Below are 21654 nucleotides of genomic sequence, written 5' to 3'. Positions count from 1 at the left end.
AGAGTACCGCATGGCCACAAGCACCGCCGCCCGCATGGACGGGGCGCAGGAAAAGCCATCCCTCGGCACCAAACTGGCCTACGGGTTCGGATCGGCCGCCTACGGGATCAAGAACAACGGCTTCGATTATTTCCTTCTGCTATTCTACGGGACGGTCGTTGGCCTCGAGCCAGGCCTCGTCGGTCTGGCCATCCTCATCGCCTTGGTTTTCGATGCCTTGAGCGATCCGCTGGTCGGCTACTGGTCCGACCACTTCCGCTCTCGCTGGGGCAGGCGCCACCCGTTCATGTATGCAGCCGCCCTGCCGGTAGCATTGACCTATTTCATGCTGTGGAACCCGCCCGAGCTCTCGCAGACCGGACTGTTCCTCTACCTGACCGGAATTTCGATCCTTATCCGGACCTTCATCACCTTCTACGAGACGCCGAGTTCTGCGCTCATCCCCGAACTCTCCCACGATTACGACGAGCGGACCACGCTGCAGTCCTACCGAATGTTCTTCGGCTGGTCTGGGGGCAACATCATGAGCATCATCATGTTCGGAGTCCTCCTTACCGGCCCGCTCGGCATGCGTGACCCGGATGCCTACGTCACGTACGGAATCATCGGATCGATCGCGATTTTCATTGCGATCATCGTGTCTGCCCTGGGAACCCACAGCCGCATCCCCCACCTCCATGTCCCCCCAATCCCGACAGAGAAGTTCAGCGCGCGGCGGATCTTCCGCGAGATGGTGGAAACCTTGAGCGAAAGGAGCTTCCTGGCCCTGTTCGCAGCCACGGTTCTCTTCGCCGTAGCCACAGGCCTTTCCGCCTCGTTGTCGTTCCTCCTGCTCAACTACTTCTGGGGCTTCAGCGAATTCCAGATCTTCATCTGGACTTGCACGGTGTTCTTTTCCGCGCTGCTCGGCTTCCTGATCGCTCCGCGCATAGGCAAGCGTTTCGGGAAGAAGAAGGGGACCATCATCCTCGGCCTTCTCGCTTTCACCATCCAGCCCGCTCCCGTCCTGCTGCGGCTCCTCGGACTGATGCCGGAGAACGGAGACCCGCTGCTCTTCCCCCTCGTCCTGTCGATCAACGTCATCGACCTTGCACTCATCATCGCGGTTACGGCAGTCGCCTTCTCGATGATTGCCGACCTGGTTGAATCCAACCAGGTGAAAACCGGCAGGCGGAGCGAAGGTGTCTACTACGCAGCGATGACCTTCACGCGAAAAACGACCCAGGGCCTGGGGGTGCTGTTCGCCGGCTTTATCCTGTCAGCCATTTCCTTTCCCCAAGGGGCGGATCCGGCCTCGGTCGACCCAGACACCTTGTGGAAGTTGGGCGCGTGGTATGCCCCATCGATGTTCTTCCTGTGGCTGAGTGCGCTGTTTTTCGTCTCGCGTTACAAGATCGACAAAGCGGGACATGAGGAAAACCTGAGAACCCTCAACTCGCAAGGACAGGCCGCATGAAACGCCTTGCGATCCTCGCGCTTGTCGTGGTGGTCGCGCTTGGTTTCTGGCTGGGCCAGGCAAGGATCGGCCAATTCCTGTTCGACAGGACGGTCGACCGCAATGTCGGGCGTGATGCCGCAGCCAGGCTTCCCGACGGCATCCAAGCCTATCTCTGCGGTAGTGGCTCCCCCCTCCCCGATGCTGAGCGCGCGGGTCCCTGCATCGGCGTCCTTGCCGGCAAACAGGCCTTCGTTTTCGACGCAGGTTCGGGCGCGATCCGCAAGCTCGGTCGCATGGGCTTCCCGATGGAAAGGCTGGAAGCGGGGTTCCTGACCCATCTCCATTCCGACCATCTCGACGGCCTGGGCGAGCTGATGTTGCAGGCGTGGATGGCGGGCGGACGCGACACCCCCCTGCCGATCTATGGCCCGCCAGGCACTGACCGGGTCGTGGCGGGGTTCGTGGAGGCCTACAGCATCGACCGTGGATACCGCATCGCCCATCACGGTCCCGAGGTGGCGAGGCCTAGCGGCTTTGGCGGAACCGCGCACATATTGGACCCGGCCAAGGGCGACATTGCGTGGCAGGGAGACGGCGTCACGATCAGGGTGATCGCAGTCGACCACAGGCCCGTCGACAACGCCTATGCCTATCGTATCGACTATGGCGGACGCGCATTGGTCATCAGCGGGGATACGGTAAAGTCCGATGCGCTTGCCCAATTCGCCAAGGGCGCGGACGTGCTGTTCCACGAGGCGCTCAACCCGGGGATGATCGGACATATCGGCAAGACACTGGCCGCGCGCGGAAACGCCGACGCCGCGAAGATCATGGCGGACATTCCGGACTATCACACTTCGCCCGAAGAGGCGGCGGAGGTAGCGCAGGAAGCTGGAGTGAAAGCCCTCGTGCTCTACCACCTCGTGCCCGGCCCGCCGGTCGCGCCCGTGGCCAAGGCCTTCCTCGGCAACGCGGAAGAGAAATTCGACGGTGAGCTGAGGATCGGTGAGGACGGCATGCTCGTCAGCCTACCCACGCATGGCGAGAGCATTGAATTCGACGATCTATTGTAGGAAAATCCCCAAGTGGCGCGAGTGACGGGGCTCGAACCCGCGACCTTCGGCGTGACAGGCCGACACTCTAACCAACTGAGCTACACCCGCGCAGCCACTTGGGAGCCGCGCCACTAAGGCAGGGTCCGATTCCTGTCAATGCCGATCTGGCCCCTTTTTTGCTCTTTTTCGAACTGTCGCAATTCCACTTCCCGTTTACTCGAAATTTACCTCGCCGCGCGACATTCGGGCGGGGTTATCGGCGTGGGGCAAACGGGGGGTTTGCAATGCTGAGGATGACATTTCTGGCGGTTTCGCTGACCATGCTGGCAGGCGGCGCCTATGCTGCGCAGTCGGCTCTCGACATCCAGTCGGCTGCCTACAGTCCGAAACCTGGCAAGTAACCCTGCTGCTTAGCAGGATTCGTACTTCCAGTTCCGTTTGCGGCCTTCGGTTAGCCATTCGATCGCCTGAGCGATCCGCTTGGAGCGCGTTTCTTCGCGTTTGGCGCGGGTGATCCATTCCAGGTATTCGCGGCGATGCGAGGGGGCGAAACCGTCGAACGCGGTCCGTGCAGCTTCGTTTTTAGCCAGTGCTGCGGCAAAATCCTCCGGCACGGGTATTTCCGATTTGGCTGTTCTTGGCCCCCTGCCCTTGGTCGCGCTTCCCACGCTGGTAACGCGTTCTGCTGCGGCCTTGATTGCTGCGACCAACACTTCCTTGCCCGGCAATTCGGCAAGCGATGCAATCTTGCCGTAGGCACCCATGCCATCGGCGCCCGTCACTCGCCCCTCGCCGTGGACGATGAAGGCGCAATGGGCCTTGAATGCGCTCATCCCGGCAACGTTCTTACCGCCTAGCATGAAGTGCGGCATGCCCCACTTCATGCCTTCCTCACCTTGCGGAAGCGCCTCGCGCGCCACTGACCGCAAATGCGTGAGGATTGGCTGCGCGAACGGCGCAGCCTTGGCGATGTAGTCGTCGACGCGCGGATCGGTCTTCATGGTACCCTCCCTACGGGAAGAACCATGATAGCCGATCAGCTCACCAGAATCAGCGCCGGACTTTCGATGAGCTTCCTCACCGCCTGGATGAAGCTTGCTGCATCCCAGCCATCGACGACGCGGTGGTCGCAGCTGATCGAGATGTTCATCAGCTTGCGCTTCTCGATCCGCTCGCCGCCATTGCCGTCGGGGACGAACATCGGGCGTTCGATGATGCGGTTGGGGCCGATGATAGCGACTTCGGGACGGTTGATGACCGGAGTGGTCGCCACGCCGCCGAGCGGGCCGAGCGAGGTCACGGTCAGCGTGCCGCCCTGCATCTCCTCGGCCTTGGCCTTGCCGGTGCGCGCCGCTTCGGCAAGGCGCGCAATCTCGTTCGCCAGCTGCCACAGGTTCTTCGCCTGCGCGTCCTTGATCACCGGGACCATCAGGCCGGCATCGGTCTGCGCCGCCATGCCCATGTTGACCGAACCGTAGCGGGTCACCACGCCGGCCTCGTCGTCATAGCGGGCATTGATCATCGGGAAATCGGGCAGGGTCTTGCAGATCGCGGTGATCAGCAGCGGCAGGATGGTCAGCTTCGGCTTGTCGCCACGATTGGCGTTGAGCTGCGCGCGCAGCTCTTCCAGCGCCGTCACGTCGCATTCCTCGACGTAGGAGAAGTGCGGGATGTTGCGCTTCGATGCGGCCATGTTCTCGGCGATGCGACGACGCATGCCGATGACCTTGATTTCCTCGTCCTTGCGAGCCGGAGCGGCAGCGCCGTAGCCGCCATTATACGACAGGAAAGCATCAAGGTCGCCGTGGCGTATGCGGCCATCCTCGGCAGGCTTCACGTGCGACAGGTCGACGCCGAGATCCTTGGCACGGGCGCGCACGGCGGGGGTCGCAAGGACCTTGGCATGCGGCTGCGGGTGCGGTGCCGGGGTCGGCGCAGGCAGCGGCTCGGGTTCCGGATCGACCGCGAGAGCGTGGTCCGCGTCGGACGCATCGGGAGTTTCGACCTCAATCCGCTCCTCGACCACTTCGGCCTTGGGCGCGGGCGCTTCTTCCTCGGGCGCGTCTTCGGGCGCTTCGCCCTCGACCTCGATCACGACCAGCATCGAGCCGATCGAGACCATGTCACCCTCGGCGCCGGCGATCTCGACGATCTTGCCGGTGACCGGGCTTTCCATCGGGACAGTCGCCTTGTCGGTCATCATGTCGACGAATTCTTCGTCCTCATTGACCGTGTCGCCGACAGCCTTGTGCCACTGCACGATCTCGGCCTCGGCAATGCCTTCGCCGATGTCGGGCATTTTGAAGGTGAATTTTGCCATGTCGGTTACTCGCTCAGGATCTTGTCGAGGGCCTCGCCGATGCGGATCGGTCCGGGGAAATAGGCCCATTCGAGGCTATGCGGATAAGGCGTGTCGAAGCCGGTAACGCGTTCGACGGGCGCCTCGAGATGATAGAAGCAGCGTTCGGTGACGAGCGCTGAAAGCTCGGCGCCGAAACCGCTGGTGCGGGTCGCTTCGTGGACGATCAGGCAGCGGCCGGTCTTGGCGACCGAAGCCTCGATGGCTTCGATGTCGAGCGGTACCAGCGTGCGGAGGTCGAGGATTTCGGCATCGACGCCCTTCTCGCGGCACACCGCCTCGACCACGTGGACCATCGTCCCGTAGGCGAGGATGGTGAGTTCGTCGCCAGTGGTGACATGACGCGCCTTGCCCAGCGGGATCTTGTAATGACCTTCGGGCACCAGGCTGGCGTCGAAGTTCTTCCACGGCTGGGCGGGCTTGTCATAGTAGCCGGTGAACGGTCCATTGTAGATGCGCTTCGGCTCGAAGAAGATCACCGGATCATTGTCCTCGATCGCCGAAATCAGCAGGCCCTTCGCGTCGTACGGCGTGCTAGGGATCACCGTCTTGAGACCAGCGACGTGGGTGAACAGCGCCTCCGGGCTCTGGCTATGCGTCTGGCCACCGAAGATGCCGCCGCCGAATGGCGAGCGCACGGTCATCGGTGCAATATACTCGCCCGCCGAACGATAGCGCAGGCGGGCAGCTTCAGAGATCAGCTGGTCGAGACCGGGATAGATGTAGTCGGCGAACTGGATTTCCGGAACCGGACGCAGGCCATAGGCGCCCATGCCCACCGCCGCGGCGATGATGCCGCATTCGGAAATCGGCGTGTCGAACACGCGGGTCTTGCCGTATTTTTCCTGCAAGCCCGCGGTGCAGCGGAACACGCCGCCGAAATAGCCGACGTCCTCGCCCATCACGACGATGTTGTCGTCGCGCTCCATGCTGACGTCGAGCGCTTCGTTGATCGCTTCGATCATATTGATGCGGCGTTCGGTGGTCGCGGCCTGAGCCGCGTCGCCCTTGACCTCGGTGCTCACAGCTTGAGCCCTCCTGGGAACTTGGTCTCGCGTTCGCGGATCGCTTGCTCGCTCTGTTCCTTGAGGTGCCAGGGCAACTCCTCGAACACGTCCTCGAACATGGTGCGGAACGGATGGTGCAAGCCATGGCCGAGGATGCCGTTGGCTTCCGCTTCCTTGGTGACGGCCTTGACGTATTCCGCCGCCTCGAGGTCCATCTTCTGCTGGCGCTCTTCGTCCCATTCACCGATGGCGATGAGGTGGTCCTTGAGCCGCGTGACGGGGTCGCCGAGCGGCCACTCGTTACGCTCCTGCGCGCTACGATAGCCAGAAGGATCGTCCGAGGTGGAATGCCCCTCGGCGCGATAGGTGAAGAACTCAATCAGCGTCGGACCGGCATTGGCGCGCGCACGATCGGCGGCCCACTTCTGCGCCGCATAGCAGGCCAACGCGTCATTACCGTCGACCCTGAGGCCAGCGAGGCCATAGCCGATGGCGCGCGCTGCGAAGGTCGTGCGCTCGCCGCCGGCAAAACCGGAGAAGCTCGAGATGGCCCACTGGTTGTTGACGACGTTGAGGATGACCGGCGCGTTGTAGACGGTCGCGAACAGGCAGGCCGAATGGAAGTCTCCCTCCGCCGTGCTGCCCTCGCCCACCCAGGTCGCGGCAATCCGGCTGTCGCCCTTGGCGGCGCTGGCCATGGCCCAGCCCACGGCCTGCGGCGTCTGCGTCGCGAGATTGCCGCTGATCGTGAAGAAGCTGTGCTCGCGGCTCGAATACATGATCGGCAGCTGGCGGCCCTTCAGCTTGTCGCCCTTGTTCGAGTAGATCTGGTTGATCATCTCGATCAGCGGGTAGCCGCGCTGGATCAGGATGCCCTGCTGGCGATAGCTCGGGAAGACCATGTCATCCGCCGCCAGCGCCATCGAGGCGGAGACGCTGGTCGCCTCTTCGCCGGTGCATTTCATGTAGAAGCTGGTTTTGCCCTGGCGCTGGCCACGAAACATGCGCTCGTCAAAGGCGCGGGTCATCGCCATGTGGCCGAGCATCCGACGAAGCGTTTCGGGATCGAGCTTCGGGTCCCAGGGGCCGTGGGCCTTGTTGTCCTCGCCCAGCACACGGACCAGCCCGAAGGCGAGGTCGCGCATGTCCTTGGGATCGCAGGTCTCGTCGGGGCGCGGCTGCACGCCAGCCTCCGGAATCTGCAGGTGCGAGAAGTCGACCGCGTCGCCGGGCCGGAACTTGGGTTCGGGGACATGGAGCGACAGCTTGGGGCGATTATCGCCCTCACCTGCCGCGCCTGCGGGCCTATCGGCCATATGAGACTCTCCCAGACGCAATCTTACGCGTTGGCGTTATATTATTTCACGCAGGAGAAACGGTCAAGTGTCGGCCGGATCAAACCGCGACGGGCGCCTTGATGGGCCCGTGCGGCGTGTAGTCGCGAACCTCGAAATCCTCAATGCGGTAGTCGAAAATCGAAGCCGGACGCTGCATGATCTCAAGCGTCGGGTGTCCCTGGGGTTCCCGCGACAGCTGCTCTTCGATGAGGTGCGCGTGGTTGAGGTAGAGGTGCGTATCCCCGCCCATCCAGACCAGTTCGCCCGGCAGCAGGTCGACCTGCTGCGCGAGCATCCGCGTCAGCAGCGCGGCAGACCATAGGTTGAACGGCAGACCGAGCGCCACGTCGCAGCTGCGCTGGTAGAGTACGCAATTGAGGCGGTCGCCCGCCACATGGAACTGGTAGGTCTTGTGGCACGGAGGCAGAGCCATGCGGTCGAGCTCGGCGACGTTCCAGCCTTCGATGATGTGGCGGCGGCTGCCCGGGTTGTTGCGTAGCGATTCGACGAGCTCGGCAACCTGGTTGATCCCGGGGCCCTTCTCGTACAGCCCGTCCTTGCGATAGTGGTAGGTCGGCCAGTCGACCCATTGCTTACCGTAGACGGGACCGAGATCGCCCCAGCGCTCGGCAAAGGCCTCGTCCTCGGCAATGCGCTGGACGAAATCCTCCAGCGAAATCTGCTCGCCGGTTTCCTTGACGTAGTTGGCGTGCGGCCACTCGTTCCAGATCTTCACGCCCTGCAGCACCAGCGGACGGATATTGGTGTCCCCGGTAAGGAACCACAGCAGTTCGCGCGTCGCGGTCTTCCAGTAGACGCGCTTGGTCGTGATCAGCGGCATGGCACCGTCAGCGAGGTCGAATCGCAACATCGCGCCCATGACCGAGCGCGTGCCGATTCCCGTCCGGTCCACCCGTTCGCTCCCCGCGCTCCAGATGTGGCGCATGAGGTCGAGATATTGCTGTTCGGGGTGGTTCTGGGACACGTCCGGCTCGTTCTTCAGGAGATTTTCCTCCTAGAGCGAATTTGCAGGAATTGCCCGCTTGCGCAGCCCACATTCCACACCTATAGGGCGCGCCTTGCTTCGCACCCGCAGCACCAGATGCAGCGGGCCGATCCGGTCGGGGAGTAGCTCAGCCTGGTAGAGCACTGTCTTCGGGAGGCAGGGGCCGGAGGTTCGAATCCTCTCTCCCCGACCACTTCGTTCATTGACGATCAAGCGTGACGCGGCAATTTGCCCGTCACCTCCGCGCAAGCGGCACACGGACAAGGGATCGTCATCAATGCTTCGCAAGATCATCATCGCATCGCTCATGGCGGCCGGCGCGCTTTCGCTGTCGGCATGCAACACCGTTCGCGGGCTCGGGGAAGACCTCCAGTCGGCGGCCAACTCGGTCGACGACGCGACCTGAGCCTGGCGATGACCAAGCCCGCGGTCCTGTTCGTCTGCCTCGGAAACATCTGCCGCTCGCCACTGGCGGAGGCGGCATTCCGGCGTGCGGCGCAGGACGCGGGACTGGATATCGAAACCGATAGCGCGGGTACGGCCAACTACCATGTCGGCGAGCCGCCGGACCCGCGCAGCGTCTCGGAGGCAGAGCGGCACGGGATCGACATTTCGCACTATCGCGGGCGCCAGCTGGCGGTCGAGGACTTTCACCATTTCGACATCATCGTCGGCATGGACCGCTCGAACATGGCGAATATCGGGCGAATCGATCCCGGCGACGGCAAGGCACGGGTTGCGATGATGATGGACCTCGTGCCGGGGCGGGAAGGCGCCGAGGTATCTGACCCCTGGTATGGCGGCGAGGACAATTTTCGCGACACCTGGGAAGATGTGAGCCTGGGCGCGAAGGCAATCCTCGACCTGTTGCGGTAACGCCGGCCTTCAGGCCTGGGCAGCACGCGCCATCAGCGCCTTGAAGCCGGGATCTTCTCGGATGGTATCGAGGTCGTTGTCGACCGCCATCCACTCGAACCAGCCGAGGTGGACCTCATCAGCCATCTTGCCCAACAGCCGCACCGCCATCTCGGGCTCGTTCAGCTGCGCCATGGCGCAGGCAAGGTTGTAAAGAAGGCGCATGTTCTCGGGGTCGAAGATTTCGGCCTTGCGAGTCATGTCGATGGCCTGCTCGGCTTCCCCAAGGGCAACCAGCGAAGCGACCATGAAACCCAGAACCCCGCCATGGTCGGGCTCGGTCTTGAGTATCTCCTCTCCCCGCGTGATGAAACGGCGCGCGGCGGCCTTCAATCGCTCCTCGTCGCCAAGGCCGGAATAACCCTGCATTACCATTCCCCGTGCCCGGTACTCGAGCGGCTCGAGCGCAATCGCACGCTCGAAACTGGCGATGGCCTCGGGATAATTTCGCTCCGCAAGATGAAGGTAGCCGGCAAGGACATGCGCGTCGTAGCAGTCTGGGTCCCGTTCCAGCGCGGCTTGCACCAGCGGTGCCGAAGCGGTCGATTTCGAGGCTGCATCACGCAGGGTTGCCTCGGCCAGCGCAGCATGCCCCTCCGCAACGCTGGCATCCGCGGCGATGGCCCTTTCCGCCCACTCGCGGGCCTGCGCCATCGAGGTGCCCGGGACGCCACGCTGCGCCATTTCAGCCTCGCCGATCGACATCAACGCCCACGCCCGCGCAAAGCCCGGATCGAGTTCGACCACGCGGCGACACAACCGTATCACAAGCGGTCGAATCCGCTCGCTACCGGTGCGGTTGAACTGCCGCGCGATGAGGAAGAGCTCGTATGCCTCGGAATTCGTCGCATCGCGCTGCCCGATAGCCTGTCGATCTTCGGGGGCGAGATGCAGTTTCAGCGCCGCGACGATGGACTGCGAAATCTCGTCCTGAATCGCGAATATGTCGTCGAGCGTGCGGTCGAAGCGCTCTGCCCATAACTGGGTGTCGCTCCTGGCATCGAATAGCTGGGCGGTGATCCGGACCCGCTCGCCAGCCTTGCGGACACTGCCCTCAAGGATGTGGGTCACACCGAGGCGCGCGGCCAGATCGGTTGGCGAAACCGTCCGCCCCTTGAACGAGAAGGCGGTGTTGCGGGAGACGACCGACATGCCAGGAATGCGGCCCATGTCGGTGATGATGTCTTCGCTCACCCCGTCGGAAAAATAGTCCTGCGCCGACTCGCCGCTCATGTTCACGAAGGGGAGGATCAGCACCGAAGGCTGTTGGGAAGCACTCGATGATGGCTGCGCAGGCTTCGGCCCGGTAATTGCCGCCACGCTTGCAAGGTCGGCTTCCGACCTGGTGCTGGCAAGACGCCTGACTCCCTCCAGCAGATCCAACCAACGTGCGTCACCCGTGTCTCCCGACCACCCGATCAAATCGGCGGTGTGAGTGAGTTCGAAAACGATCGGCCGATCGCAATCCTCGATCATCGCCGGGAGCAGCGTGCCTCGCCGGTCGGCGATCGTCGCTTCTGCCCGGACCCAGCGCGAGGCGACCGAACTGCTCGACCACAGCACCACCACCGCCCTGGCCGCACGCAAAGCCGCCTCGATGACCTCGTCGAACACCTCGCCGGTCTGGAGCGAATTGTCCCACCAGACCTCCAGACCCTGCGCCTCGAATGCCTTTGCAAACTGGCCGGCAATGGCGGCGTCCTTGCGGGCATAGGAGATGAAGACGTCGCTCACAGGCATCCCGCGTCAATGGCCGGTCGAGTGATGCTATTGGATTTGCAGCGCTCCGTCCAACGAATGGATTCAGCCGCCGCGCAGGGTCTTCACGCCATAGTCCCGCTCGAAAAGATAGAGCAACACGCGCGCCGCCTCACCGCGCGGCCCCTCGAGGCCGCCGTCGCGCTCCATGAGCAGGCGAGCATCGTCATAGGCTACCGGGAGCAGTTCGGTGATCTGCTCGAGGCCGGCGACGCTGAAGGGCGTGTCGCCCGACTGGCGCGTGCCGAGCAGTTCGCCCCCCCCGCGCAGGCGCAGGTCTTCCTCCGCCAACAGGAACCCGTCCTGCGTCTGGCGCATCAGCTTGAGGCGTTCCTGCGCGGTTTCGGACAGGCCTTCGCCATGGAGCAGGACGCAAAAGCTCTTCTCGCTGCCCCTGCCCACGCGTCCGCGCAACTGGTGCAATTGGGCAAGGCCGAAGCGCTCGGCTTGTTCGATGACCATCAGTGTCGCATTGGGCACATCGACCCCAACCTCGATGACGGTGGTCGCGACGAGCAGCTTGGCATCGCCGCTGGCGAAGCGCTCCATCGCCGCATCCTTCATCTCCGGTGCAAGCTGCCCATGGACGAGAACGACGTCCTTGCCGAACCGTTCTGCCAGCGCGGCATAACGCGCCTCGGCTGCGGCGATCTCGTCCGGCCCGTCGCTTTCGCGGACCATCGGGCAGACCCAATAGGCCTGGCATCCCTCGTCAAGCTGCGCGGCAAGGCGTTCGACCAGCGCTCCGACCCGGTCCTGCCCCATGACGACCGTATCGATCGCCTGACGCCCGGGAGGAAGCTCGTCGAGCTTGCTGACATCGAGCTCGCCATACTGGGCCAGCGTCAGCGTGCGCGGGATCGGTGTCGCGGTCATGGCGAGGACGTGCGGCGCGCGCTTGCCCTTGCTCGCCAGCATCAGCCGCTGGCCGACCCCGAAGCGGTGCTGCTCATCGATCACGACCATGGCGAGATTGTGATAGGCGACCGCGTCCTGGAAGATCGCGTGGGTACCGACGACAATGTCGATGCTGCCGTCGATGAGGCCCATGAGGGTCGCTTCGCGCGCCCTGCCCTTGTCGCGACCTGTCAGCAGCGCGACATGCGCTCCGGTCGGTTCGGCCATGCGGCGCAAGCTCTCATAGTGCTGGCGGGCGAGGATTTCGGTCGGCGCGAGAAGTGCCGCCTGTGCTCCCGCCTCGACCGCAATGAGCATGGCTTCGAGCGCGACCACGGTCTTGCCCGCACCGACGTCGCCCTGGAGCAGGCGCAGCATGGGCGATTCCTGCGCCATGTCGCCTTCGATTTCGGCAATCGACCGTTTCTGCGCACCGGTCAGCGGGAACGGGAGGTCGAGCTTGCCGCGATAGCTGCCGTCGCCCTGCAACGCCTGCCCGCGCCGCTTGCGGTTGTCGGCCCGCACCAGCATCAGCGCGAGGCTGTTGGCGAGCAGCTCGTCGTAGGCCAACCGGTCGCGGGCGAGCTTGTGTTCACCCTTGTGCGACAGGACCAGAGCGTCGCGCCAGGCAGGCCAGCCGGATTTCTCGACCTGACGCTCCTCGATCCATTCGGGAAGCTCGGGTGTGCGCGCCAAAGCCTGCTCGACGAGACCCGCCACCTTGGGCTGGGTCAGCCCCTCGGAAAGGCGATAGACCGGCTCGCAAAGGCGCTGCAGCGTCTCGCCACCCTCCTCGACCACATGGTCGGGGTGGACGATCTGGAGCATGTCGCCGAACCGTTCGAGCTTGCCCGCGACCCAGCGGGTCTCGCCCTGCGGCAGCTGCTTCTTGGCGGTATAGGATGCGCGCCCGAAATAGGTCAGCGCGAGGATGTTGCCGACGCTGTCCTGCGCCAGCACGCGATAGGGAGCGCGCGGGGACCGGCCGCCGCGGTGCTCGGTCACGGTCAGCTTGACGACGATCTGCTCGCCCTCGCCCGCCTCGTCGAGATTGTTGACCGCCCGCCGCGTAACGAAGCGTTCGGGCAGGTGGTAATCGAGATCGCGCACCCGCGTGAGGCCGAGTTTCTCCAGCGGCTTCTTCAGCTTGGGGCCGACACCTTCGAGCGCCTCGGTCTCGGTGAAGAGCGGGTTGAGAATATCGGGACGCATCGCGGGGGAGTTAGCGGCTAGGCACCGGCTTGCACAGCCTTCCAGGCCGAGAGCACGGCCTCGACCGTGATCGCGCCGTCCTCCATCGTGGTGGCGCAGGAACTGACCGAGAAACGGATGACCCATTGCCCGCGCCACAACGCCGGACCGGCGAAGGCGATCGATTCCTTTTGCAGTCGCTGCACGGTCGCCAGCGTCAGCCGGTCACCTTCTTCGACGTCACAGTCTCCACCGAAGCGGACCATGAACTGGTTGAGCTCGACCGGGCAGACCAATTCTGCACCCTCGATTGCCGCCATACCCGCCGCCATGGCCTGCGCCACCGCGACATTGCTTTCGACCATGCGGGCAATGCCTTCACGGCCGAGCTGACGGATCATCGCCCAAGCGGCGAAGCCTCGCGCGCGGCGCGAGAGTTCCATGACATAGGCGGACGGATCGCGCTCGTCCTCGTTGGCTGGCGGCAGGTAGCTAGCGGAAAAGGACATCGCCCGCCGATGCGCCTCGGCATCGCGGACAATGGCGAAACCGCAGTCATAGGGCGTCTGCAGCCATTTGTGCCCGTCAGTCGCCCAGCTGTCCGCCAGTTCGACCCCGTCGGCAAGGTGGCGCAGTTTCGGAGAAGAGCGCGACCACAGCCCGAATGCGCCATCGACGTGCATCCAGCCGCCCGCATCGCGGACCATCGGGGCGATCTCGTGGAAGGGATCGCTCACGCCGGTGTTGATCTGCCCGCACTGGGCAATCGCGATGACCGGCCCTTCGCCCTCGCCCAACGCCTTTTCGAAGTCGCCCGGGAGCATCCGGCCGAGGTCATCGGTCGCGACCTCGCGGACGCGCCGTGCGCCAAGGCCAAGGAATTTGAGCGCGGCATAGACCGTCGTATGGGCGTCGGCCCCGATCAGGACACGGATGGGTGGAGCCCCGAAGAGCCCGTCCGCCTCGACGTTCCAGCCGACTTTGCGAAGCTGCGCGCTGCGGGCAGCGGCGAGGGACACGAAGTTCGCCACCGTCGCACCAGTCACCACTCCCACCGAAGCAGTCCGCGGGAGGTCGAGCAGGTCGAGCAGCCATTCGACGGCCACCGCCTCGACCGCGCTGGCAGCCGGCGCGGCCTGGACATTGGCGGCGTTCTGCCCCCAGGCCGAGGTCAACCAGTCGGCGGCGACCCCGGTCGGGTGCGAATTGCCGATGACCCAGCCGAAAAAACGTGGCGCGGTCGTCCCGCGAATACCGTTGCGCGCCAGTTCGCCAAGTTCGCGGATGATGTCCTCTGCGTCCCCGCCCGTTTCGGGCACCGGGCCGCGAAACCGCCGGACCAGTTCAGGATAGCCGGCGGTCGGCGTAGCCTCGGCCTCGGCGATATCGCGCCGGAACTCTTCCGCCATCGAAGCGGCAAGGCGCATGGCCGCAAAACTTCTTTCGAGATCGTCCGCCACTGTCCGTCCACTCCGCTATCGCGCCCGCGCCACCCTTGATCGAAACCGGGCGATGGGTCAAAGGGCGAACCGACGCGAACGACAGGCATTTTCCTTGGCAGACCACCTCACATTCGAAGGCCGCAAGCAGCGCGCGCGATTCCGTGCATGGCACCGGGGCACGCGCGAGGCGGATTACATGATCGGCGGATTCTTCGACCGCTATCACGTAGGCTGGGGCGAGGACGACTTGCGCTGGTTCGAAGCACTGCTCGAGGAAGATGACGTCGACGTCATGGCCTGGGCACTGAAGACCCAGCCCGTGCCGCTCCGCTTTGCCGGACCGCTGATCGAGGCGATGCAGCTGCTCGATTACGTCGACATTCCGCGTTGACCTTCCTGCCCTAGCGCCTATCTCGCGCTGATAACACGCCGTACCCCCTTCCCGAACGGGCAGGGGGCAATCGTGCGTGCGCGGAACATCACGCTGACAGGAACGCTAGGAACCCAATGCCCGACATCTCCCGTATCCTGAAAGCCCGCGAACCCCTCACGCTCGCCCAGGTCGCACGCGGCGCACAGCCGCTGGTGATGGCCGATCTCGCCCGCGCCAGCACAGGCCGCGCTGTGTTCATCGCGCCCGACGATGCGGCGATGCGCGGGATCGTCGATGCCGCCGCCTTCTTCGCGCCCGAACTGGAAGTGATCGAATTCCCCGCATGGGATTCGCTACCCTACGACCGCGCGAGCCCGGCCCTGTCCATAAGCGCCCGCCGCCTTGCCGCGCTCCACCGCCTGCAGGTCGGCAAGGCAAAGGCGCAGCTGGTCGTCACGACAGCGAATGCGGTATTGCAGCGGGTACTCACCCCCTTCCGCATTCGCGAGAGCGTACGCGAATTCAAGGTCGGCACCGAGATGGGACGCGAGAGCCTCGCCGCCCTGCTCCAGCGCCAGGGTTACAGCCGCACCGATACTGTGATCGACAAGGGCGAATACGCGGTACGCGGCTCGATCGTCGACATCTTCCCAAGTGGCATGGAAGAGGCGCTGCGGCTCGATTTCTTCGGCGACGAACTGGAGTCCCTGCGCACCTTCGATCCGAACACGCAGATGAGCACTGGGCGGCTCGACTCGCACCTCTTGCTCCCCGCCAGCGAGGCGCTGCTCGACGAGGACAGCATCAAGCGCTTCCGCACCCGCTATCGCGAACTCTTCGCTGCCCATGCGACGCAGGATCCGCTCTACGAGGCGGTCAGCGAGGGACGCAGGCTGGCGGGCATGGAAAACTGGCTCCCGCTGTTCGAGGAAAGGTTGGCAACCTTCTTCGACCACCTCGGCAAGGATGACCTGCTGGTTGTCGACACCGCCGCACTCGGTGCAGCGGAGGAGCGGATCAAGGACATCGCCGATTATTTCGAGCAGCGAAAGGCTGCGAGCGGCCAGGCAAAAGGCAGTTACCGCCCGCTTGATCCGGCCTCGCTCTACCTGTCGGACGAAGAGTTCAAGGCTGCCCTTGCCGCGGCCCCCGCCCACCGCGCGACCGCGTTCGACGAGCCGGAGAGCGACAAGGTCGTCAGCTTCGGCTTCCGCTCGGGCCGCGACTTCGCGCCCGAACGTGCGCGCGGCGACAATGTCTATCCGGTGCTGGCCGATCACCTCAAGGCACTTGGCAAGGCGGGCAAGCGGCCGCTGATCGCTGCCTATTCCAAGGGCAGCCGCGCGCGCATCGCCTCGATCCTCGACGAGGCGGGGATGCCGGTGCAGCTGGCCGATACGTGGCAGGAAGCGCTCGGCCTTTCGGCGAAGGGCAAGGCAGCGGCGATGGTCCTGCCGCTCGAGGCGAGCTTCGCCAACGACGATATGGAGCTGCTGACCGAGCAGGACATCCTCGGCGACCGCCTCGTCAGGCGGAAGAAGAAGCGCAAGGACGCCGATGCTTTCCTCGCCGAACTGCAGGCGCTCAGCGTCGGCGACCTGATCGTCCATACTGAACACGGCATCGGCAAATACCTCGGCCTCGAACCGATCACTGTCGGCAAGTCGAAGCACGACTGCGTGATGTTGGAGTACCGTGGGGGCGACAAGCTCTACATCCCGGTCGAGAATATCGACGTCCTCAGCCGCTACGGATCGTCCGAAGAGGCGGTCATGCTCGACAAGCTCGGCGGTGAGGCCTGGCAGAAGCGCCGCGCGCGGCTTAAGGAGCGCATCCGCGAGATTGCCGGCGAACTGTTGAAGGTCGCGGCGCAGCGTGCCTTGCGCAAGGCGCCCGTGCTCGAGGTCGAACCCGGCCCATACAATCAGTTCCTCGACCGCTTCCCGTGGGAAGAAACCGACGACCAGGATCGCGCCATCGCCGACGTGTTCGCTGATCTTGAAAGCGGCAAGCCGATGGACCGGCTGGTCTGTGGCGACGTCGGTTTCGGCAAGACCGAGGTTGCCCTGCGCGCCGCATTCGTGGCGGCGATGAACGGGCAGCAGGTCGCCGTGGTCGCGCCGACCACCCTGCTCGCACGCCAGCATTTCGAGAATTTCGCAAACCGCTTCAACGGTTTTCCGCTCAAAGTTGGCAGGCTTTCACGCCTCGTCCCGGCAAAGGAAATGAAAGACACCCGCGATGGCCTTGCAAGCGGGGATATCGATATCGTCGTCGGCACCCACGCGATCCTGTCGAAGCAGACCGAGTTCAAGAATCTGGGCCTCGTCATCGTCGACGAGGAGCAGCGGTTCGGGGTGAACCACAAGGAAAAGCTCAAGCAGTTGCGCGCCGATGTCCATATGCTGACGCTGACCGCCACCCCCATTCCCCGCACCCTTCAGATGGCCATGTCGGGCCTGCGCGAGCTCTCGACGATTCAAACCCCGCCGGTCGATCGCCTGGCGGTGCGCACATACGTGATGGAATGGGACGACATGGTGATGCGCGAGGCGTTGCTGCGCGAACACCACCGTGGCGGGCAGAGCTTCATCGTCGTGCCGCGCATTTCGGACATGGAAGGGATCACCGACTGGTTGCACGAGCATGTGCCCGAGGTGAAGTTCGTCGCCGCACACGGCCAGATGGGCGCGGGTGAGATCGAGGAGCGGATGAGCGCCTTCTACGAGGGCAAGTACGATGTACTGCTGGCGACCACGATTGTCGAAAGCGGCCTCGACCTGCCGAGCGCGAACACGATCATCATCCACCGCGCGGATATCTTCGGCCTCGCCCAGCTCTACCAGTTGCGCGGGCGCGTCGGTCGTTCGAAGCTGCGCGCCTACGCCTACCTCACCTACGCCGCCGACACGCAGCTTTCCGAAGTGGCGGAGAAGCGCCTCAAGGTGCTGGGCGACCTCGACAGCCTCGGCGCGGGCTTCCAGCTGGCAAGCCACGACCTCGACATCCGCGGCGCGGGCAATCTGCTGGGCGACGAACAATCGGGCCATATCCGCGAGGTCGGCTTCGAACTCTACCAGTCGATGCTCGAGGACGCGATCCTCGCCGCCAAGGCGGGTGAACTCGGCCTCGAGGCCAAGCGCGAGGCAGTCAGCCCTCAGATCACGGTCGACGCACCGATCATGATCCCCGAGGATTACGTCCCCGACCTCGCCGTGCGCATGGCCCTCTATCGCCGCCTCAACGATGCCGCCGACAAGGCCGAGATCGAAGCGCTGGCGGCGGAAATGATCGACCGTTTCGGCGATTTGCCCCCTGCCACCGCCAACCTTGTCCGCCTGATCGAGATCAAGCACCAGGCTATCGACGCCAACATTGCCAAGATCGATGTGGGCGCAGCAGGGACACTGGTGACCTTCCACAAGGACGACTTCCCCGATCCTGTCGGGCTTCTGGCCTACGTCGATCGTTTGCAGGGCACGGCAAAGCTTCGTCCGGACATGAAGCTGGTCATCAGCCGTGCCTGGAATTCGCCCGAAAGCCGCCTGAACGGCCTGTTCCAACTAACCAAGGGCCTGTCCGGAATCGTCAAGAAATCTCGAAAAGACGAGAAAAAGGCCGCTTAAGAGGCGGCCATCTCTAGAAATTTCTGCGCCGATACCGGTTCGGAACGAACGAAGCCCTGGTAGTACTCGCATCCCTCCGCAGCGACGAGGCGACGCTGCGCCTCGTTTTCCACCCCTTCGACCACCACGGCAAGATCAAGCGCGCGCGCCATCGCGAGAATCGCCCGGAAAACGGCGAGATCACGTTCGTCCTCCAAGACGCCATCGATCATCGAACGGTCCAGCTTGATACAATCGATCGGCAAGACCTTGAGGTAACGGAAATTGCAGAACCCCGCCCCGAAATCGTCGAGCGCCAGGCGAATGTCGAACAGCTTCAGCTGATCGAGCACATGGCCGACGCGATCGAGGTCCGACAACAGGACCTGTTCGATGATTTCCAGCGTAATTCGCGACAGCGAGAATCCCGTACGCTCCGCCATGCGAGCGAATTCCATCGCAAAACTGTCGGCTGCAAGGTCGGCAGGTGTCACGTTCAACGATAGCCGCAGGTGCGATGGCCAGTGCGCCGCCTGCTGGAGCGCGCGCTTTGCAATGTGGCGCGACAACTGCGCGGTGTGATCCGCCCGCTCCGCAATCTGGAACAGCGTGCTTGCTCCGATGCGGCCCACAGTGGGGTGATGCCAGCGGGCCAGCGCCTCGGCCCCGATCATACGTTCGTCGGCCAGAGTGTATTGCGGCTGGAAGAGGATTTCGATCTCGTCATTGTCGATCGCGGCGAGAAGATCGCCTTCCAGTTCGCGAAAGGTCCTGCCGAGGCTTGCGGTTTCGCCGGTGGACCAGTCGATGCGTTGGCCCTGTCCGCCGCGCATTCGCGCCGAGGCCTCCGACAGCCGATCGAGCACCTGGTCGGGTCCATCGCCCTCGGTGACGCGCATCAGCGCAATACGCGGCCACAATCGCAATCGCGCCCCACCCTCGGGATTGGCAATGGGCATGGCGATGGCGTCAGCCAGAGCTTCCGCAAGCCATTGCCAGCGCTCGCGACTGCACTGCTGACGGGCGAGCAAAAGGAAATTGCCGCCGGTCAATCTGGCAGCAACCCACGCAGTGCTGTCTAGCTCGTCGCTGGCAAAATGACGTATCCGCTGCGCCACTTCGACCAGCGCGCCGTCACCGGCGCTCTCGCCGAATGCCACGTTGACCGTATCGATTCGCCCTAGCGAGATGAGCATGGCGTGGATCGGGCAGGCAATGCTGTCGCGCGGCCATTCTTCCTGCCAGCGCGCCATTGTCGCCCGGGCGTGCGCCGGGTCGGCGAGGCCGGTGAGGCTATCGCGGCTTTCCATGTTCGCGTGGTCGGGCAATGTGGCCATGTGATGACTCTTATCCTCCTGTCGCGAAATTTTGGCCAGCAATTCCGCTGTGTTGCCAAATGGGACGCGCACCCATAGGTACGCGCTTGCAACCGGAACCTGCGCGGTCGCGTGGTGGAGTAGAGGCGCAAAAATGGCAGATTACAGCCGCTTGGCACTTCTCGTCTCCGACTCGGAGCGTGCTCAGGAGGCGGCGGAGGATTATCGCCAGCTGGCCGATTGGGTTCCCCTCGAGGATGCCGATGCAGCAGTGGTCCTGGGGGGAGACGGCTTTATGCTTCAGAGCCTCCACACCATGCTCTACACCGGAAAGATCGTGCCGGCCTACGGCCTGAACCTCGGTACCGTCGGCTTCCTGATGAACCGCAATCGCCGGGCAGACCAACTGCTAGGGCGCATATCGCGGGCAAAGCCACACACTATCCTGCCTCTGGCGATGGAGGCGACAACCCAAGACGGCGCGGTAGTGCGCCACTGCGCCATCAACGAAGTCTCGTTGCTGCGTGAAACGCGCCAGACCGCCAAAATCGAAGTCAGCGTCGATGACAAGGTGCGGATCAAGGAACTGGTCTGCGATGGCGTGCTGGTCGCCACTCCGGCAGGCTCAACAGCTTACAACCTGTCGGCCGACGGGCCGATCCTGCCACTCGATTCGCAGCTCCTCGCCCTAACTCCCATCTCCGCGTTCCGGCCGAGACGGTGGAAAGGTGCCATCCTTCCCGACCGCAGTCGGATCTCTTTCAAGGTCCATGAATCGCAGAAGCGGCCCGTCAGTGCCGTCGCCGACCAGAAGGAAATCCGCGACGTTGCCGAAGTACACCTGGAGATCGCCCGCGAAAGTGCGTTGACCCTGCTTTTCGACCCCGGCCACGCGCTCGACGAACGCATAGTTTCCGAACAGTTCGTGTTCTGAGCGACACCACCGGAAATTCCGCGCAATTTTTGCCAATTGCCCGCTTGCCAAACCGCGGAGCCACCCATATAGGCGCACCCCTGCCTGACGGGCTGCTCCCCGATAGCTCAGCGGTAGAGTAGGTGACTGTTAATCACTTGGTCGTTGGTTCGAATCCAACTCGGGGAGCCACTTTCTGCACATCGCCAGAACGATAACCGCCTTTCGGGCGGCTTTTTCGTTATGCCGTCAGCAGGCGAAACCCCACCCAGAACACCAGCGCGGCCGTTCCCCAGCGGATCCATTTCTGCGGCAGTTTGTGCACCGCGATCCAGCTGCCGATCTGCCCGCCAATCGCCACCGCAATCAGCAGGGGCAGGCCGAAATCCATCGCGGCGACCAAACGCCCTTCTCCGCCCTTCAGAACCTGTCCTGCAAGGCCGAAGAGGGAATTCACCAGGATAAACAGGCTCGCAGTGGCGGCGATAGCGCGCGGATTGTTCCACCGGGTAAGGTGTAGAAGCGGGGCAAGGAAAATGCCGCCGCCGATACCGACCAGCCCCGCCAGGTATCCGAGGGGCGCCGCGGCCAGCGGGGCAAGCCTTGCCAGCCCATGCGGCCTTCCCTCGTCGCCTTCCTTGACGGGCAGCAGCATCGTCAATGCGGTGAGAACCAGGCTGGCCCCCAACAGCAGCATGAAGGCGCTCTCCCCGATCGGCGTCAGCCCGCCCAGGAATGCTGCTGGCGCAGCTATGGCTGTCAGGATTGCTGCCGGGCGCCAGGGTATCACACCTGCGCGGGCAAACCTGATCGTACCGCCAAGGACGACGACGAGGTTGCAGCACAGCGAAATCAGCGGAAGCACGCGGTAGTCGATGCCGGACAGGGCGAGGAGCGCGCTATATGTTGAGCCCCCGCCGAAACCAACGCTGGCGTAGAGCAAGGCAGTAACCAGGAAGGCAGCGAGCAAGAGCGGCATTTGCGACGCCTAGACCGCCCGGTGACGCTCAGCTAGCCTTCCCGCGCTTGCTTCTTGGGGGAA

Annotated in this window: 17 protein-coding genes and 3 tRNA genes; 9 read left to right on the top strand and 11 right to left on the bottom strand. The window is 63.9% G+C overall.

Translation table 11 applies throughout. The features are described 5' to 3' along the window. Positions 1–10 precede the first annotated feature (10 nt). On the top strand, positions 11–1456 hold the full coding sequence (locus tag IRL76_RS04570; protein WP_246449986.1) for an MFS transporter: 1446 nt from the start codon (positions 11–13) through the stop codon (positions 1454–1456). After that, entirely contained in the window at positions 1453–2511 is a 1059-nt protein-coding gene (locus IRL76_RS04565) for an MBL fold metallo-hydrolase (RefSeq protein ID WP_200983566.1), read from the top strand. Before IRL76_RS04570 ends, IRL76_RS04565 begins: the two co-directional genes overlap by 4 nt. A gap of 13 nt (positions 2512–2524) precedes the next feature. Here the strand turns inward: IRL76_RS04565 and IRL76_RS04560 are convergent. The 6 genes from IRL76_RS04560 to IRL76_RS04535 form a co-directional block, all read right to left on the bottom strand. After that, positions 2525–2601 (bottom strand) — tRNA-Asp (locus IRL76_RS04560). Between the two features lie 302 nt (positions 2602–2903). Then, positions 2904–3494 (bottom strand): YdeI/OmpD-associated family protein, encoded by a 591-nt coding sequence (locus tag IRL76_RS04555; RefSeq protein WP_200983564.1) that lies wholly within the window; start codon positions 3492–3494, stop codon positions 2904–2906. Between the two features lie 35 nt (positions 3495–3529). After that, positions 3530–4813 carry a dihydrolipoamide acetyltransferase family protein gene (locus tag IRL76_RS04550; protein WP_200983562.1) on the bottom strand — a complete coding sequence of 428 codons (1284 nt, stop codon included), beginning with the start codon at positions 4811–4813 and terminating at the stop codon, positions 3530–3532. 5 nt (positions 4814–4818) lie between these two features. Then, entirely contained in the window at positions 4819–5817 is a 999-nt protein-coding gene (locus IRL76_RS04545; protein ID WP_200984180.1) for an alpha-ketoacid dehydrogenase subunit beta, read from the bottom strand. Positions 5818–5873: 56 nt separating this feature from the next. Beyond that, positions 5874–7175, bottom strand: a complete 1302-nt coding sequence (locus tag IRL76_RS04540; RefSeq protein WP_200983560.1) for a 3-methyl-2-oxobutanoate dehydrogenase (2-methylpropanoyl-transferring) subunit alpha — start codon at positions 7173–7175, stop codon at positions 5874–5876. A gap of 79 nt (positions 7176–7254) precedes the next feature. Beyond that, positions 7255–8181 (bottom strand): thymidylate synthase, encoded by a 927-nt coding sequence (locus IRL76_RS04535; RefSeq protein WP_200983558.1) that lies wholly within the window; start codon positions 8179–8181, stop codon positions 7255–7257. Positions 8182–8318: 137 nt separating this feature from the next. On the opposite strand from IRL76_RS04535, the gene IRL76_RS04530 reads away from it, so the two are divergent. The 3 genes from IRL76_RS04530 (at position 8319) to IRL76_RS04525 (ending at position 9078) form a co-directional block, all read left to right on the top strand. After that, positions 8319–8395 (top strand) — tRNA-Pro (locus IRL76_RS04530). Between the two features lie 84 nt (positions 8396–8479). Then, positions 8480–8608 (top strand): hypothetical protein, encoded by a 129-nt coding sequence (locus IRL76_RS14645; protein ID WP_281388125.1) that lies wholly within the window; start codon positions 8480–8482, stop codon positions 8606–8608. A gap of 8 nt (positions 8609–8616) precedes the next feature. Next, positions 8617–9078 (top strand): low molecular weight protein-tyrosine-phosphatase, encoded by a 462-nt coding sequence (locus tag IRL76_RS04525; RefSeq protein WP_200983556.1) that lies wholly within the window; start codon positions 8617–8619, stop codon positions 9076–9078. A 9-nt stretch (positions 9079–9087) separates the two neighbouring features. On the opposite strand, the gene IRL76_RS04520 is transcribed toward IRL76_RS04525, so the two are convergent. From IRL76_RS04520 to IRL76_RS04510, 3 genes are all read right to left on the bottom strand, one after another. Then, positions 9088–10851 carry a TIR domain-containing protein gene (locus tag IRL76_RS04520; RefSeq protein ID WP_200983554.1) on the bottom strand — a complete coding sequence of 588 codons (1764 nt, stop codon included), beginning with the start codon at positions 10849–10851 and terminating at the stop codon, positions 9088–9090. A 69-nt stretch (positions 10852–10920) separates the two neighbouring features. Then, complete coding sequence (gene recG, locus IRL76_RS04515; protein WP_200983553.1) at positions 10921–12984, bottom strand: ATP-dependent DNA helicase RecG; 2064 nt, start codon at positions 12982–12984, stop codon at positions 10921–10923. A 17-nt stretch (positions 12985–13001) separates the two neighbouring features. Beyond that, positions 13002–14423 carry a pyridoxal phosphate-dependent decarboxylase family protein gene (locus tag IRL76_RS04510; RefSeq protein WP_200983551.1) on the bottom strand — a complete coding sequence of 474 codons (1422 nt, stop codon included), beginning with the start codon at positions 14421–14423 and terminating at the stop codon, positions 13002–13004. A 94-nt stretch (positions 14424–14517) separates the two neighbouring features. Here IRL76_RS04510 and IRL76_RS04505 point away from each other — a divergent pair, with 94 nt between their 5' ends. After that, positions 14518–14796, top strand: a complete 279-nt coding sequence (locus IRL76_RS04505; protein ID WP_246449984.1) for an FAD assembly factor SdhE — start codon at positions 14518–14520, stop codon at positions 14794–14796. 116 nt (positions 14797–14912) lie between these two features. Next, complete coding sequence (mfd, locus tag IRL76_RS04500; RefSeq protein WP_200983547.1) at positions 14913–18404, top strand: transcription-repair coupling factor; 3492 nt, start codon at positions 14913–14915, stop codon at positions 18402–18404. On the opposite strand, the gene IRL76_RS04495 is transcribed toward mfd, so the two are convergent. Beyond that, complete coding sequence (locus IRL76_RS04495; protein ID WP_200983545.1) at positions 18401–19720, bottom strand: bifunctional diguanylate cyclase/phosphodiesterase; 1320 nt, start codon at positions 19718–19720, stop codon at positions 18401–18403. The two genes, mfd and IRL76_RS04495, sit on opposite strands and share 4 nt — an antisense overlap. Before the next feature lie 133 nt (positions 19721–19853). On the opposite strand from IRL76_RS04495, the gene IRL76_RS04490 reads away from it, so the two are divergent. Both IRL76_RS04490 and IRL76_RS04485 read left to right on the top strand, forming a co-directional pair. After that, positions 19854–20633 carry an NAD kinase gene (locus IRL76_RS04490; protein WP_200983543.1) on the top strand — a complete coding sequence of 260 codons (780 nt, stop codon included), beginning with the start codon at positions 19854–19856 and terminating at the stop codon, positions 20631–20633. 96 nt (positions 20634–20729) lie between these two features. Continuing rightward, positions 20730–20804 (top strand) — tRNA-Asn (locus IRL76_RS04485). Between the two features lie 49 nt (positions 20805–20853). Here IRL76_RS04485 and IRL76_RS04480 read toward each other — a convergent pair. After that, complete coding sequence (locus tag IRL76_RS04480; RefSeq protein ID WP_200983541.1) at positions 20854–21591, bottom strand: sulfite exporter TauE/SafE family protein; 738 nt, start codon at positions 21589–21591, stop codon at positions 20854–20856. Positions 21592–21654: the final 63 nt, after the last annotated feature.

The sequence above is a fragment of the Qipengyuania soli genome, assembly GCF_015529805.1.
In the GTDB taxonomy this organism is placed as follows: Bacteria; Pseudomonadota; Alphaproteobacteria; order Sphingomonadales; family Sphingomonadaceae; genus Qipengyuania; species Qipengyuania soli.
The sequence above is the reverse complement of the archived record's forward strand: the minus strand, read 5'-3'. Positions and strand labels throughout refer to the sequence as shown.

Bases quoted from the DNA above. Each gene is read 5' to 3' on its own strand.
- IRL76_RS04570 (WP_246449986.1), top strand. From the start codon at position 11: ATGGCCACAAGCACCGCCGCCCGCATGGACGGGGCGCAGGAAAAGCCA.
- IRL76_RS04540 (WP_200983560.1), bottom strand. From the start codon at position 7,175: ATGGCCGATAGGCCCGCAGGCGCGGCAGGTGAGGGCGATAATCGCCCC.
- IRL76_RS04490 (WP_200983543.1), top strand. From the start codon at position 19,854: ATGGCAGATTACAGCCGCTTGGCACTTCTCGTCTCCGACTCGGAGCGT.
- IRL76_RS04480 (WP_200983541.1), bottom strand. From the start codon at position 21,591: ATGCCGCTCTTGCTCGCTGCCTTCCTGGTTACTGCCTTGCTCTACGCC.
- mfd (WP_200983547.1), top strand. From the start codon at position 14,913: ATGCCCGACATCTCCCGTATCCTGAAAGCCCGCGAACCCCTCACGCTC.
- recG (WP_200983553.1), bottom strand. From the start codon at position 12,984: ATGCGTCCCGATATTCTCAACCCGCTCTTCACCGAGACCGAGGCGCTC.
- IRL76_RS04550 (WP_200983562.1), bottom strand. From the start codon at position 4,813: ATGGCAAAATTCACCTTCAAAATGCCCGACATCGGCGAAGGCATTGCC.
- IRL76_RS14645 (WP_281388125.1), top strand. From the start codon at position 8,480: ATGCTTCGCAAGATCATCATCGCATCGCTCATGGCGGCCGGCGCGCTT.
- IRL76_RS04555 (WP_200983564.1), bottom strand. From the start codon at position 3,494: ATGAAGACCGATCCGCGCGTCGACGACTACATCGCCAAGGCTGCGCCG.
- IRL76_RS04545 (WP_200984180.1), bottom strand. From the start codon at position 5,817: ATGATCGAAGCGATCAACGAAGCGCTCGACGTCAGCATGGAGCGCGAC.
- IRL76_RS04495 (WP_200983545.1), bottom strand. From the start codon at position 19,720: ATGGCCACATTGCCCGACCACGCGAACATGGAAAGCCGCGATAGCCTC.
- IRL76_RS04565 (WP_200983566.1), top strand. From the start codon at position 1,453: ATGAAACGCCTTGCGATCCTCGCGCTTGTCGTGGTGGTCGCGCTTGGT.
- IRL76_RS04525 (WP_200983556.1), top strand. From the start codon at position 8,617: ATGACCAAGCCCGCGGTCCTGTTCGTCTGCCTCGGAAACATCTGCCGC.